The sequence below is a fragment of the Leptothoe spongobia TAU-MAC 1115 genome (assembly GCF_018739885.1).
Lineage (GTDB): Bacteria > Cyanobacteriota > Cyanobacteriia > Phormidesmidales > Phormidesmidaceae > Leptothoe > Leptothoe spongobia.
In genome coordinates this window covers 21,631-35,638 of the sequence record NZ_JADOES010000007.1, presented here as the reverse complement: position 1 = coordinate 35,638, position 14,008 = coordinate 21,631, and the positions used below count along the sequence as shown (strand labels likewise).

Annotated in this window: 11 protein-coding genes; 1 reads left to right on the top strand and 10 read right to left on the bottom strand. The window is 44.8% G+C overall.

The window, feature by feature from the left end; translation table 11 throughout:
- Positions 1-14: 14 nt before the first annotated feature.
- On the top strand, positions 15-2,927 hold the full coding sequence (locus IXB50_RS05310) for a CHAT domain-containing protein (RefSeq protein ID WP_215607908.1): 2,913 nt from the start codon (positions 15-17) through the stop codon (positions 2,925-2,927).
- Positions 2,928-3,038: 111 nt separating this feature from the next.
- On the opposite strand, the gene IXB50_RS05305 is transcribed toward IXB50_RS05310, so the two are convergent.
- The 10 genes from IXB50_RS05305 to hppD all read right to left on the bottom strand — a co-directional run bounded on the left by IXB50_RS05305 (position 3,039) and on the right by hppD (position 13,899).
- The gene (locus tag IXB50_RS05305) at positions 3,039-3,977 is read right to left on the bottom strand and encodes a DUF928 domain-containing protein (RefSeq protein WP_215607907.1); all 939 of its coding nucleotides are present in this window, start codon (positions 3,975-3,977) and stop codon (positions 3,039-3,041) included.
- 328 nt (positions 3,978-4,305) lie between these two features.
- A complete protein-coding gene (locus IXB50_RS05300; protein ID WP_215607906.1) occupies positions 4,306-6,528 on the bottom strand; it encodes a CHASE2 domain-containing protein in 2,223 nt (740 codons plus the stop codon).
- A 233-nt stretch (positions 6,529-6,761) separates the two neighbouring features.
- Positions 6,762-6,950 (bottom strand): hypothetical protein, encoded by a 189-nt coding sequence (locus IXB50_RS05295; RefSeq protein WP_246564112.1) that lies wholly within the window; start codon positions 6,948-6,950, stop codon positions 6,762-6,764.
- A 421-nt stretch (positions 6,951-7,371) separates the two neighbouring features.
- Positions 7,372-7,596 carry a hypothetical protein gene (locus tag IXB50_RS05290; RefSeq protein WP_215607905.1) on the bottom strand — a complete coding sequence of 75 codons (225 nt, stop codon included), beginning with the start codon at positions 7,594-7,596 and terminating at the stop codon, positions 7,372-7,374.
- Positions 7,597-7,671: 75 nt separating this feature from the next.
- Positions 7,672-7,917, bottom strand: a complete 246-nt coding sequence (locus IXB50_RS05285) for a hypothetical protein (protein WP_215607904.1) — start codon at positions 7,915-7,917, stop codon at positions 7,672-7,674.
- 84 nt (positions 7,918-8,001) lie between these two features.
- Positions 8,002-8,181 (bottom strand): NblA/ycf18 family protein, encoded by a 180-nt coding sequence (locus IXB50_RS05280; RefSeq protein WP_215607903.1) that lies wholly within the window; start codon positions 8,179-8,181, stop codon positions 8,002-8,004.
- Positions 8,182-8,753: 572 nt separating this feature from the next.
- Positions 8,754-10,613, bottom strand: coding sequence for an AMP-binding protein (locus IXB50_RS05275; protein ID WP_215607902.1), 1,860 nt, complete (start codon positions 10,611-10,613; stop codon positions 8,754-8,756).
- An 11-nt stretch (positions 10,614-10,624) separates the two neighbouring features.
- Entirely contained in the window at positions 10,625-11,548 is a 924-nt protein-coding gene (locus IXB50_RS05270) for a hypothetical protein (protein ID WP_215607901.1), read from the bottom strand.
- A gap of 30 nt (positions 11,549-11,578) precedes the next feature.
- Positions 11,579-12,787, bottom strand: a complete 1,209-nt coding sequence (locus IXB50_RS05265; protein WP_215607900.1) for a homogentisate 1,2-dioxygenase — start codon at positions 12,785-12,787, stop codon at positions 11,579-11,581.
- Positions 12,784-13,899 (bottom strand): 4-hydroxyphenylpyruvate dioxygenase, encoded by a 1,116-nt coding sequence (gene hppD / locus IXB50_RS05260; RefSeq protein WP_215607899.1) that lies wholly within the window; start codon positions 13,897-13,899, stop codon positions 12,784-12,786. The genes IXB50_RS05265 and hppD overlap by 4 nt, the downstream gene beginning before the upstream one ends.
- Between the last annotated feature and the right edge of the window lie 109 nt (positions 13,900-14,008).

Below are 14,008 nucleotides of genomic sequence, written 5' to 3'. Positions count from 1 at the left end.
GACGGTAGCTAACCATGAAAATCAGTCCCTTCATACGATTTCGCCAATGGCTTCGTCCGTTAGGACTAGCACTAACTACTACGCTTCTAACAGTATTTTTAGGCATGCATGGTTGGAGTCCGATCAAGTTTCTGAATCCAGCAATAGCAATCACTTCATCGGTTAGCTCTCACTCTGATCAACTCTTAGAAAGTCAGGTTCTTGCCCAATCTAACAATGGCCAGCAACTGCTACAAGAGGGGCGAAAATACTACACTGCAGGACGATTTGCTGAAGCCGCTACTACTTGGTTACAGGCTCAACAGTTATTTGAACGCCAGGGTAATACCCTTAGTCAAGCAACAGTCTTGAGTAACCTGTCATTAGCCTATCGTCAATTAGGCCAATGGCCAGAAGCCGAGGCTGCTATTAACGCAAGCCATAAATTACTTGAGCCAACGAAATCGCTTTCTAAGCAAGGGTTAAGAATTTACGGTCAAACCCTTAACACTCAGGGGCATTTATATTTAGCTCAAGGTCAAACTGATGAAGCTCGGGAGAAATGGAAAGAAGCAACCAAAGTTTATACACAGGCTAACTATCCCGAGGGCAGAGTCAAAAGCTTAATCAACCAAAGCCTTGCCCTACGAAGTTTAGGCTTTTTCCGACAATCAAGCGACCATCTGTCAGAAGCTAGTGAGCTTTTAGCGAAACAAACCGAATCTTCCCTCAAGGTTATCCTTATGCGTCACTTAGGAGAAACCGAGCGTCTGATGGGAAATCTGGTGGATTCTAAAACTTCACTAGACAAAAGTCTAGAGCTAGCTGAGAAGTTAAATCTACCAACAGAGGTAGCGGCAACCCAGCTGAGCTTAGGTAATACGTTACAGGCTATGGCTCAACAAAAGAGAGCTATTGCGAGTCGAACTAATCAAACATCTGATTGGGATTATGCGGGGGAACTATATGGTGATGCATCCACTGCCTATAAGGAACTATATAACTCTGAAAAAGATGATGAGAGAGAGGTGCTTACTCCTCCCTTATTAATAAAGTTTCAAGCACAACTTAATCATCTTGATATGGCCATTCACCATCAAAAGTGGCAGGAAGTAGAAGAACTTCTGCAAAAGTTGTTACAAAAGAAGCCAGAATCTTTACTAGAAGAACTAAATGCTTTACCAAAAGGCCGTCCGTCACTATTTATCCGTATGAAATTGGTACGCCTTCTTGATACCTGCACAGCAAAATGCCCTACTAAACTGCACATTTCAAAGAGTCGGCTCTATGAACTATTAGCTGATACTAGAGAAAAAGCTCAAGCACTCAACGACGAAATCGCCGAGTCTTACGCGTTAGGTTACCTGGGAAATCTTTACGAAACGACAAAACGTGATGAAGATGCTTGGCGATTCACTGATGCGGCCCTGGTCAAAGCCCATAATCAACCTAGCTTGGTTTATCAATGGGAGTGGCAACTGGGACGTCTGGATAAAAATCTGCAACGAAATCGAGAAAGTGTACTTTGGCACTATGATGCAGCGTTTAGAAACGCACAGACGGTGAGGAAAGATTTGCTATATGTGGGGCCAGATGAGCAGTTTAATTTTCGGGATAATATTGAGCCCTTATATCGACAATACATTGGGGTACTACTCCCCAAAAATCAGGAAAAAGAGGATGTAGACTTACAAGGGGATCCAACCCAACTCATCCAAGCTCAGACCGTCATTGATGACTTAAGAGTAGCCGAATTAGAAAGTTTTTTGGCCTGTGGACTGATCGAACCTAATGATGACATTCAAAGAGCATCTATTCAAGACATTGCCAAACAAGATACAAAAACAGCCATCATTTATCCGATCATTTTGCCAGATGAAGATAATCCTGGAGCTGATCGATTAGAGGTATTGCTACAACTACCAGACAAACCGATAGAAAGATATATCTCAAAAAGTATTCTGATAGAGCCCCCCAGTGGGATTAGCACTAATGCTAACTTCTCTGCTACCGAGGAAAAACTAGAGCAATTTCGTAAGGAACTTGAACGTCCCTATTTCTCTAGCAAACGAGGTAAGCCATTAGCATCAGAGATTTATGACTGGTTGATTCGTCCTGCTGGGGAAGAACTAGAATCAATGGAAACATTAGTGTTTATATTGGATGGGGCATTCCGTAATGTGCCCATGGCTGCTCTATATGATCAAGAAAAGGAGCAGTTTTTGATTGAGAAATATGCGATCGCAGTAACCTTCGGTGACCTACAATTACCACAATCAGAACCTGATAAAACCTTCAGCATATTAGCCGCAGGGCTTTCAGAAGATCCCAAACTAAAGGGTTTCGGCCCCTTACCTTTTGTACAGAGGGAATTAGATTTCATTCGAGCAACAGTACCCAATATGGATGAAATCAAAAATAAAAACTTCACCCAAGAAAGCCTTGAAAAAGCTTTAGCTTCTACAAATCACAATGTGGTGCACTTAGCCACCCATGGTGAGTTTGGAACAGGGCGAGAAAACACGTTTATCGTTGCGACACCACCAAGTCAAGAATCTCAGGATAAGGTAAAAGATCAAGATAAAGCTAAAGTTGATGTTGATGGCAAAATCAACTTGAATGAGCTGAATGAGCTGTTTCGCAGTCGAGACCTAAATCCCATAGAACTATTAGTGTTAAGCGCTTGTGAAACTGCTACTGGAGACAATCGCGAAGTATTGGGCATTGCAGGTATTTCTATCCAATCAGGTGCTAGAAGTACCTTGGCAACTCTCTGGAGTATTAACGATTCCTCTACATCTATTTTGATGAGAACCTTCTATGAACAGCTGGTTGATCGAGATATCTCAAAAGCTCAAGCTTTACAGAATGCTCAAATTAACCTCTTAAAGAATGGTCATAACCTGTCTAGTTGGGCACCTTATCTTCTGGTAGGGGACTGGCGTTAGAGAAGATCTGAGAAATTAAAATAAGCTTGATCATTGCTCCTTTTATTTCTAAAGTCTCGGCCAGAAGCTTCAAAGTTGAAGAGTCTTCTTGCATTTTGACTAACACTAGCTTTAAAATGTATCAGCCGATTGGCCGTTGTAAATAACTTGTAATTGCCTTTGCTGGGGGCAAAAGTCTGTTTCAGACAAGGTTGCTTTTGGCAAATTCAAAGCTTCAAGCATGCTGGGCCAGTATGTCCCTAGAGCAGAGTTTTTTGGATCATCACAACGGAGATTTAGCAGGAGTGCTAAAGCATCGTACCAGGCATTGACGCTATAGAGCTCTTCTATCGTCATTTCTACATTGTCTTGTTGTGCTTGTAGTTCAACGGTTGTATTGGTTGAAATCCGTTCAACCCATCCATCAATGCTGGGATTTCTGGCAGGCCTTTCAGAATCACATATTGGAGAGAAATACCAGTGATATGGTGTGTTAGGGACTAAAGGCCTTTCTTGGTTCGGAAGTTCAAGGCCAACAATGCCAGATGTCTCAAGTCGAACATAAATTGGTTGTTCAAATATATCCTTACCATTTTCATCTTGCATCATAAACTCAGCGACTTCGACCTTTTGTAAAAGCTCAGGTATATAAAACCAGAAAGTTGGATATGAGTTTACAGTAAACGCTAGAGCATCTTGGAGTTCTCCTAATAAATTCCATTCCAAGGCCTGATCATTTATAGAAGATGGCATAAGGGCGATCAGAGGTGGATTCAAGTCACCGCAGGAACCTCGTCTTCCTAAATCTTGTAGTCGAGCCCAGAATGAACGGTTACGTCTTTCGCGCCTTGGAGGATTAGCTTGTTGTTGATTTTGAGCTTGTTTTCCAAATCCTTGTTCCTCAGCAATGAAAAATATTGGCTTAGAGGTCAATATCTTAGTAAGGTTAGTCTGCACATTTGATTTTGCTGAGAAATAAGGTTGGGCTATTGCAGAAAGATCATGCTTAGTGAAGTCACTAAGCGATAGGATGATTACTAAAGTAAATATCATTATAATTCGCGACATCATTCTGTATATATTCTCCTCATTGTTAGTATTCTGTTGACATTCAAAAAGTCTGAAAACTGAAATTTGATCGAAACTACTTATGAATATTAACTACGATTTAAGCAAGCCTATAGTGAGACCTACTCAAATGAAGTGAACCAGGAGTATTGACTGACTAATTTTTTGGCTTTAAGTACACATCTCACCAGATAAAGAAATGCCATATAAAAAATAATATAAAAAATAAGTTCAAAATATAATGATAATTTCCTTTCTGCCTTTTTCAAAAATCAAAGTATGGAAGATTAACATACTGACTTTATACTGTGTAAGGTATTTCATCAAATATTTATTGAGTTAGCCATTTATTTTCAATCACTCTTAGTTTATGTGCTTTCCATGTGATTCTATATGCTACTAACGTGGGTGGAACAAGAGGCACCCACAATCCAAGTTTGGATAATAAAAACCAGCACATCGAGATTATTAATATTGTTTTGATAACTGCAAATAACCATAGCTTCATCAGTGGACGTAACCAAATGCTTCCGATGCTTATAAAGGACAAAACTCCAATCCAAAGAAGATCATGGTAAAAGGACCACACCTTAATCTGAATGCGATCATCTATAACAGAACTGAGAATTTGACTTACTAGATGAGCATGAATAAGAACCCCTGGCATACGCTGTCCAGGAGGGAATCGTAAGCTTTGAGGAGTATAGTAATGATCAGGGTATTGACCTGGAATATCCGAAGTGTAACCAATTAGTACAATCTTGTTAGCCAAGACATCTTTGTGCACTTTTTCAGCTATAACTTCATCAATGCCTACTCGCAGAAAACTATTTCCATGTTTATTGGACCGATAATTAAGTAAAACTTGGTAGCCTTCTACATCTCGCCATCGATATCCTCCCCAAGCTTCAAGTTCTTCTATAACGATATTTTTAGGCTCATATTCAATATAACCTTCCTCATTTTCCATGTATATTTCTGAATTATAAACAGTTTGAGCAGGTGTAAAATTTTTGGACTCTAGATATTTTGTTGCTAGTGAGAAACCTAGCGAAAAATTTGCATCACAACTAGGTAATCTTTCTTGCTCATCCTTGGTTGGTGTAGGAGGAGTTAATTGATAACGTCGAATGAAACTAGGTTCTCTAAGTAAGTTGAAACCCAAAACGTCCTCAGATGGAACGTTTGTAAAGCCTAATTGCTGTGCTGGAACGGTAGCAGGTGGAATTCCACCTGGAGTACTTTCTGGTTTTTGGGAAACAATGACACATGTGGAAATTATATTGTTATTTGCATCTCTTAAATGTTCGATTAATTCTTTATTGCCTGACTTTTCAGGTCGATCCACATAAACGTCTAGGCCAATTATCTCAGGTTTATAGTCTTCTTTAAGTGTGGTTAAGAGAGCTAATAGCTTTTCATTTGAGATTTCAGTCCCTTGGAAATTTTGCTCTGTGATCTCGATAATTGCAATTCGATTATCCATTTTTTCATCTGGCCGTGAACTCATTAAGATGTCATAGGCTATCAACTCAAAAGGCTGTAGTATACCTATTAAGCGCATCAAAATAATTAGCATCATTGCATGAAGGCCATGCCTTAGTAGCTTCTGCAGAGGTATTGAAACTTCCAGGCTTGCTAGCATCTCAAACGCGAAAGCACTGGCATGACAAGATGCTCGTCTCTGGCGTTCATTTTCACTCCCTTCAATGGGATCGTCAGCATTTTTGTCTTCTATTTTATCTGATATACCGCGAATTACAAGTGCTTTGACTTTAGGATAATTAGCAACCGATTGGAGAAAGCCAAAGCTCTCCATATCAACTGAAAGTGCATCTCCATAAGTTTCTCTCAACAACTTATAAGTTTCTGAATCTTTAGCCCCTAAAACTCTCTCTCCTGCTGCAATTGCCCCTACCATGGCTCTGGGATTAATAATGGCCATTGATTCGTTAATTATGCGTTGGGACCATTCACTTCCTATAATTGATTTAGCCTGGTCAATAAGCACATTTGAACATCGCCGTATATCTGGGCGAGGTGAAAATTTTTTATTATCTTTTCCCATTTCGTAGTAGTAAACTTTATCGGCAATTACTACATCGCCAATTTTGACATCTTTTATACCCCCAGCAATACCTACAAAAAAGATAATATCTGGATTGCAGTAATTAATTGCCTGTGTTGTGACGTCAGCTGCGTTTGAATTACTCAGGCCAATTTCAGTAATGGTCACATCCCATCTTGTCCGCTTACCGAGAAGAAGCTTCTTCAGTTCGGAAATAACTACGTTGTATATTGTTTGAATGTTAGAAATAAATTTTCTTACTTCCCCATAAGCTTTCTCTGTATGAAGATTGTCTTTCCGTAGCGACTTTAAATGCCTATAGATTTCAACATTGACATTCCATATTGAGCGATTATCCGCAATAAATTTTCCCCGCTCGTAATTTTTCCCTGTAATAGGATGTTTTTGTTTTCGCAATGATTTTAAATGCTGACGTACTTCCAAGTACTCAACAGGGATGGCTGTCAATATCAATGCATGGGGCATGGGCTTCATTTCAAATCAGCTTGATTCCACCATTCTGGCTATTTCAACCTGAAATGCCAAAGAAACCCACTGCTTCTTTGCTTTTCTATAGAATTTCGTCAAAACGAGATTTGTGCCTGGAGCTCACTTTGGCTGCGCATGGGTATGCCCTTTTAATGTTGGTGACCAGAGCCGTGACCAGGCCGTATGGTCACCTGCCAACACTAGCCGATGCTCCTTAAGCAAGTAGTAGTCTATTGCAAATGCATCAGTTTGTCAGCAGACGACTCAAGGCGCTCAAGGGTTTTGTACAGGCTTGACCATTGACGACGAAACGCAGGCAACAGAGACGCTTCCGCAAAGCTAGGGAGCTTACGACTCGTGATCACGCTATCCATATCCATGAGGTCAAACAATACATATCGCCCATTGCCTAATACCAAATCCGAATTCCTCAACCCCGATTCAAAATGGATAATTCTGTAGAGGCATCCCTTTGTGGGAGACCTTCGATATCGGGTGCTATCAGTCAGGCCGTATAATAACCCGTAGGCACGTTTGCGAAATAATTAAGCTCAGCAACACTATTCATAGCATCTGAGGTTGGTGGTACTTTCTCAGAGTCGCTTGTGGAGTGATCTGTCTCGCTCTTGATGAGATTATTTGTCTAAACGCCAGCAACCGGTAAGGTTGTCAAAATTACAGCAAGGGGCATAGGCTACATCAACTGAAGAATCATCCATTCATAACCTGTCACGAAACAATCACGGGTAGTTTTATTTCTTAAAGACTAGAGAATAATCAGACAGTACCAAAGTCCTTACAGTATGGGATTCTTAGTTTCAGGTTAGTTTTCTTTAACCTTTACAAAATTGTACTACCCAGACTATGACCTTGAGATCTAGCGGCAATAGCCGGGGCAGTTCCCTTAATCGCCATCCGTCCTGCATGGGCACAACACAAGTCATAGATTTTGAACGGTAACTCCAAACACCGAAGGTACCGATCCAAAATCAATTCATCATTCAGCACGTCTGCCTGCCTGACAGCATTGGGCCGATACTTGCCTCGCAACGGCTTTAGATTCATTTCAAGATTGACAAACCGAGTCTGCGCATTATAAGCATCACACGCCCGCTTCCCGGAAATTCTATCAAGGACACTCTAGGCAGCTTCAGAATCATTCAATAGCGATAGCTGATTGGCATTTTCAGTAGCAATAATTTCCCAGCCCTCACGCAACAGTTTTTGAAACGTAGAGAAGCCCCGTGAGCCGATGGCCATATGGTCAGGGATTGTAAACTGAGGGAACATTGTGTAAGGACGCCAGGGTGTGCCTCTCTCAATGCGTAGATGTAGAATCTTTTCCTTACCCTCATCTTGGGGTAGCCAAGCCATTTGTCTAATCATGATAACCTCCTTAATTTAAGGGCTGATTGAGAGATCTCGATCAGCCCGTTCACACTCTTTTGAGTATGGATTTTGAGCATGAGTCTATAGTTGCAAACAACACTCTTTGAACGTATGCTTGATCCAATTATCTTTCAGCATGAGCTGACGCATGGCTTCAAGCAAAAACTCTTGAGCTTGATTGGGTGAGAGGTTTTCAACTTGTTCTCTCAAGATTTTGAGTTGAAATTCCTGCTCTAATGATAATGTGCCAGGTGTATTCATAAGATCCTCCTTGGGCTCTGCAAAAGCCCACGTTTACCAGCTATTAATGACTGATTCACATGGTGTAGTGTAGAGTCCTTTACAGGAATGTCCCAAAGATAAACTCTCTAAACTAGCGGAGTTAACTTGTTGAATGCTGAATCGACCAGATTATGTCCAACAGTTGTTAGTACTCTACGACAAGTGTGAATAGTACTGCCTCAATAGCTATCCAATTTTCAAGGTGACATACCCAAAACGATCGACCTTCAAGCGAAATGAGTACTTGCTATCGGGACAAGTAGCGTGATCAGAGGTAGACCCGTCTTTTGTCTTTTAAATTTATTTTCTAGACGCTCTATCTCTGAGGAAAAGCAGACTTGAACAGTGTTTTGAGGTTATGTTGATAAACTACACTTATCAAGCTTGCGTTTTCTTATATTCATTATAGCAAACACAATTTCCCTGTTTTCGCAACAGTACTTTACAGTTGTTATTGTTATGGTAACAGATTGCCTATAATGGACAATCCTGTAGGGGCACTCCCTTGTGGATGCCCTTCGATACCGGATGCTATCAGTCAGGATTTCGGATTATTCCTGTGTCATAGATTCCTGGCCCTGATAATGTGCTCGCAGGTCTCGTCGTAAAATCTTTTGAGACGCTGTCCGGGGCAGTGTCTCGACAATGACAACATCTTTAATTTGGAAAAGAGGGTTTAAGCACTGTCGAATGGCTTGCTGGAAACAGTTTTGTAAGTCTTGTTGGGTAGATTGCCCCGATGGGGTGAGGACGGCATAGATCACGAGCTCGCTGGGACCACTCGACGCGCTTGAGATGGCAGCAACTTCCTGCACATTAGGCAGTGCTTGTAGCACACGCTCAATCTCGACGGCGCTGATTTTAATCCCGCCCAGGTTCATGGTGTCGTCAACCCGTCCCTGGATTTGATAATAGCCATTAGCCAGTTGCACTAAACGGTCACCATGGCGGCGCAAGGGGCGCGGGTAGGCAGGGGTATCTGCAAAGTAAACCTGATGGTGATCGCGATTGAGTAACGTGGTCGATAGGCCCATGGACGGAGGAATGATAAAGGCCTCCCCCCGATCACTGGCATGCCCCTGGTCATCAAGGATAACCACCGCTAGCCCAAGGGCCGGAGTGGAAAATGTCGATGGGTAAGCTGGCTGCACCAGGGTGCCGGTGATATAACCACCGCCGATCTCAGTGCCGCCACAATATTCAATCACTGGTTTGTGACCGCCCAAAGCCATCAGAAATGCCATATCACCTGGATTAGAGCATTCTCCTGTGGAGCTAAAGGCCTTGATCTGATGCCAGTCTATACCGGTCATGCAGCCGCTGCGTCGCCAGGCACTGACTAGACTGGGGACGACGCCCAGGAGGGTTACCCCGGCCGCTTGGACAAAGGTACCAAACCCTCGATCCAGAGGTGCGTCGTCATACAGGGCTATGGTTGCCTGATTGATCATAGCGGCATAGATCAGCCAGGGACCCATCATCCAGCCCAGGCTGGTGGGCCAGGCAATGACATCTTCTGGGTGAATATCGTGGTGTAGGTGGCCATCGGTGGCACATTTGATCGGGGTGGTGTGGGTCCAGGGAATAGCCTTCGGTGTGCCTGTGGTGCCAGAGGAGAAAAGGATGTTGAGCGGTGCCTTGGCGTCACAGGGGATAGCCGTGAACTGGTCGTCGTCACTGAGAAAGTCATCCCAGGTTAGATCTCCAGGTCGTAAAGCGTAGGGAATTTCTGTCGGTATCACCACAGCACGGGGGGCGACAGCGGTGACTAATTTGCTGTAAAGCGGCAAGTCCTTGCCCCGTCGCCTCAGGCTGACTTGAGTAAAAACGGCCTTAGTCCGACTTAGATGGAGCCGAGTGGCAATTTCTACTGGAGCAAAGCTATCGGCAATGGATACAACGACACCCCCCATTTTGATAATGGCGAGGTAGATAACGACGGCTTGTACGGTCATGGGCATGATGACTGCGATCTCATCCCCCACGCCATACCCCGCTGTTACCAGTCCATTGGCTACCCGATTTGTAAGCCTCTCCAGTTCACCGTAGGTCCATCGCTGCAGGGGGCCACCCGGCTGCTGAAAAATCACCGCCGTCTCTGTCTGCGGTGCCAAAAAACAGCTCTCCACGATGTTAAATCGAGCATTCACTAACCAGTGGGGCTGTTCTATACCATTGCTGAGGTCCAAAACAGTGGAGTAAGGCTGTTGAAACTGAATACCCAGCCGCTGAATCATCTGGTGCCAGAACTGATCGCGATGGTCGATGGACCATTGGTAGAGCTGCTCGTAGCTATCTAGACCCAGCTGCTGTTGTAGGGCGGTGATGTTGGTACTCTGGATCTGGTCAGAAGTAGGATACCAGGCGGATGGATTGGTAGACAGATTATTGGTAAGTGAAGCAGGTGTCATAACAGGAAGCCTCATAACTCCCCTCTCGGGAGCCGATCCTCTTCTAACCCATCCCAAAACACAGCAATGGCTTCTAGAATCTCCTGGCCACCTTGGAGAAACTGGTCGCGGTTAAATTCAGGATGGAAGTACACTGATTCCAGTTCTTCGAGGGTATGTCCGGCGTGCTGGGCTTCTACTCGGTTATGCCAGGTGAAAAAGGCTAGTTTTAGCTGAGGATGACGACTCTGTTTGATTTTTAGGAGGCCGTCTTCTAGCTCTTGCCAGAATCCTGCCGCCGCCCAGTTTTCAACGGCAAAGCTAGCTCCTTCCGCAAGGTTGGGGTTGTCGCTACCATAGAGGCGAATGAGTTCATTGCAGAAGTGGATTGTGGTGGAACTACCGTGTTTACACTGACCCAGGTCTTCATAGGAGAGACCCAACCCCTTAGCGACACCGAGTAGCCACTCAAAGTGAGCGGCACGAAACCGGCAAATGCCGCCGTCAACGGTGCCTTCGGTGCTGACTAAGGCTGGGTCACCCTGCCGATCTTTATCCTCTTCGCTAAGGCTGGGAAGCTGTGCTTGGGTGACCTGAGGGTTACGATAAATGACCCCTAGCTCATTGAGTAGAATCTCACGACTAGCTCGTGATTGCTCTAATGTTGGGGCATTAATCACCTTATTTAGAGCCGCCACCAAAAACTGATTGGAGAACACTGAAAACTGTTGGACAAAGTGGCGTAATTCTTTGTCGGTGGCCAATCCCTTGCTAAACCAATGGGTATAGGCATTGTGCAAAATAATCCGATGATGCAAAAATTGCTGTTCAACCTCGTTTAAAAAGTCTTGAAATGTTTCAACCTGTTGGGAAGCTAGCTCACCACGATAGAGACGAGTTTGGATACGGGATGAAATTTTTAGGGGTTTGGGAGGGGGGAGAGGGGTGTAGGTCATGGTCTGGAACTCCAGGAGAATTGCAAAATATCATTGAGACATGGGCTCTTTATGCTGCGAGGGTCGCCAGCTATGGACATAATCAACATCTTCCATGGCCCTGGCCTGGGTTGTTACCTGCAGCGGTCGAAAGGTGTCAATCATGACCGCTAACTCTTCGGTGTGGGATTGACCAATAGAGGCGGCATAGGTGCCGGGGTGGGGGCCGTGGGGCAGCCCGCTGGGGTGAAAGGTAATGGAGCCAGGTTCAATACCTTTGCGAGACATAAACTGTCCCTCGACGTAGTAAATTACTTCGTCGGAGTCAACGTTGGCATGATTATAGGGAGCGGGAATCCCCTGGGGATGATAGTCAAACAAACGGGGCACGAAGGAGCAGACAACAAAATTAGGTCCTGCAAAGGTTTGGTGTACCGATGGGGGTTGGTGAATCCGTCCAGTGATGGGTTCAAAGTCTTCGATATTAAAGGCGTAGGGCCATAAATTGCCATCCCATCCCACGATGTCTAAGGGATGATGGCTGTAAAGGTATTGGGTGAGACGGCCTCTTGCTTTGACTCGCACCTCAAATATGCCGACTTCGTCGTGGGTCAACAGTCTCTCCGGTGGGCGAATATCACGCTCGCAGTAGGGGGCCTGTTCTAGAAATTTACCCTGGGGACTCAGATACTGGGACGGTGGGTGGAGATGTCCGGTTACTTCTAGGATCAAATGGGTTTGTGCTACATCAACGTCTGGTATCAGTCGCCAAAGGACACCCGCTGGGATAATTAGATAGTCCCCTGGACCATAGTGCAGTTCCCCTAGCTGGGTTTCTAGCTGTCCCCTGCCTTGATGAATAAATAGGAGTTCATCCCCATGGGCAAAGCGATACCAGTAGGTCATGGGTTCGTTGGGCTGGGCAATGGCAAGGGTGAGATCGGTATTGGTGAGTAGGGGAATGCGGGATGCGATCGCATCAGCGCTGACTTGGTAATTCGCATCTTCTCCAGTGCCCCTCTCAGCAGTTCTAAAATGTCGTGGACGCAATGCGCCAGCGTCTTCATGGGCCAGTTGGGTAGACCCGATGACGGTAACCTGTTCCAGTTCTGTGGGCGGACGCAGATGGTATAGCAGCGAATGACTACCTGAAAATCCCTGGTTACCAATCAGTTCTTCATGGTAGAGTGTGCCATTCGGCTGTCGAAATTGGGTATGACGCTTGGGGGGAATCTGGCCCAAATGAGTGTAGTAGGTCATGCCACCCTCCCAACCGGCTCAAGATTGCCACGGCGGGCCTGTTCTCGCTCAATCGCTTTAAACAGGGCCTTAAAATTGCCTTCACCAAAGCTGGTGGCTCCGTGCCGCTCAATTACTTCAAAAAATAGAGTGGGACGGTCTTCCACCGGTTGGGTGAAAATTTGTAGTAGATAGCCGGTAGCATCGCGGTCCACCAAAATGCCCAATTCAGCCAGTTCATCAATGGATTGATCAATGGCCCCCACCCGCTTTTCTAAAGTGTCGTAGTAGGTCATCGGGGTTTTGAGAAAGGCCACACCCGCTGATTTAAGCTGTCGCACCGTGTGGATAATATCTCGGGTAGCCAGGGCAATGTGTTGGACCCCAGGCCCGTCATTAAACTGTAAATATTCTTCAATTTGTGACTGTCGCTGACCGTGGGCAGGCTCATTGATCGGTAGTTTAATCCTACCGGTTGGGTCTTGGACCACCTTAGACATCAGGGCTGAATACTTAGTGGCAATCGTCTTATCATCAAAGTGAGCCAGCAGTTGGCAGCCCAGGGCTCTGATAAAAAAGTTAACCCATCGGTCCATGGCTCCAGTTTCAACATTGCCCACCACATGGTCAATTTCAAATAGACCGGTTTCGTTCCGCGCCGGAACAGTGATGGGAGATGGCACAAAGCCAGGGGCAAAAATGCCCTGGTAATGGTGACGTTCAACAAACTTAAAGAGCACATCGCCATAGCCTTGGATGGCTGCAAACCGCCATTGACCAGCTTCCGTTTCAATGGTCGTTGGTGGAATTGCAGCGGTTGCTCCATGTTGTAACAATGTTTTATAAACTTGATGGACATCGGCCACGGTAAAGGCAATGACGGCGACGCTGTCGCCATGGCGAGCCACTGTCTCAGTGATAGAGTTTTCGCTATTCAGGCCACTACTCAGTACAAATTGAATATGGCCCTGCTGCAATAGATAGGATGCGGCTTTGCGATCGCCCGTTTCTAATCCTCGAAACGCAATGGGGGTAAAACCGAACTGTTGCTCATAGAAATAGGCAGCCTGTTTAGCATTGCCTACATAAAATTCCAAATGATCAAGTCCTAGTAGGGGACAGGTGTTCTTCATAACTTGAAACAGCCTCCTCCCTAAAGCCTCATTCTGGCTTGAATCTAAGGTCAAAGGCTAGTCAGGTAAGAGTTTAGAGGAGTTTATAACAGAATACCTCTAGCGCAGA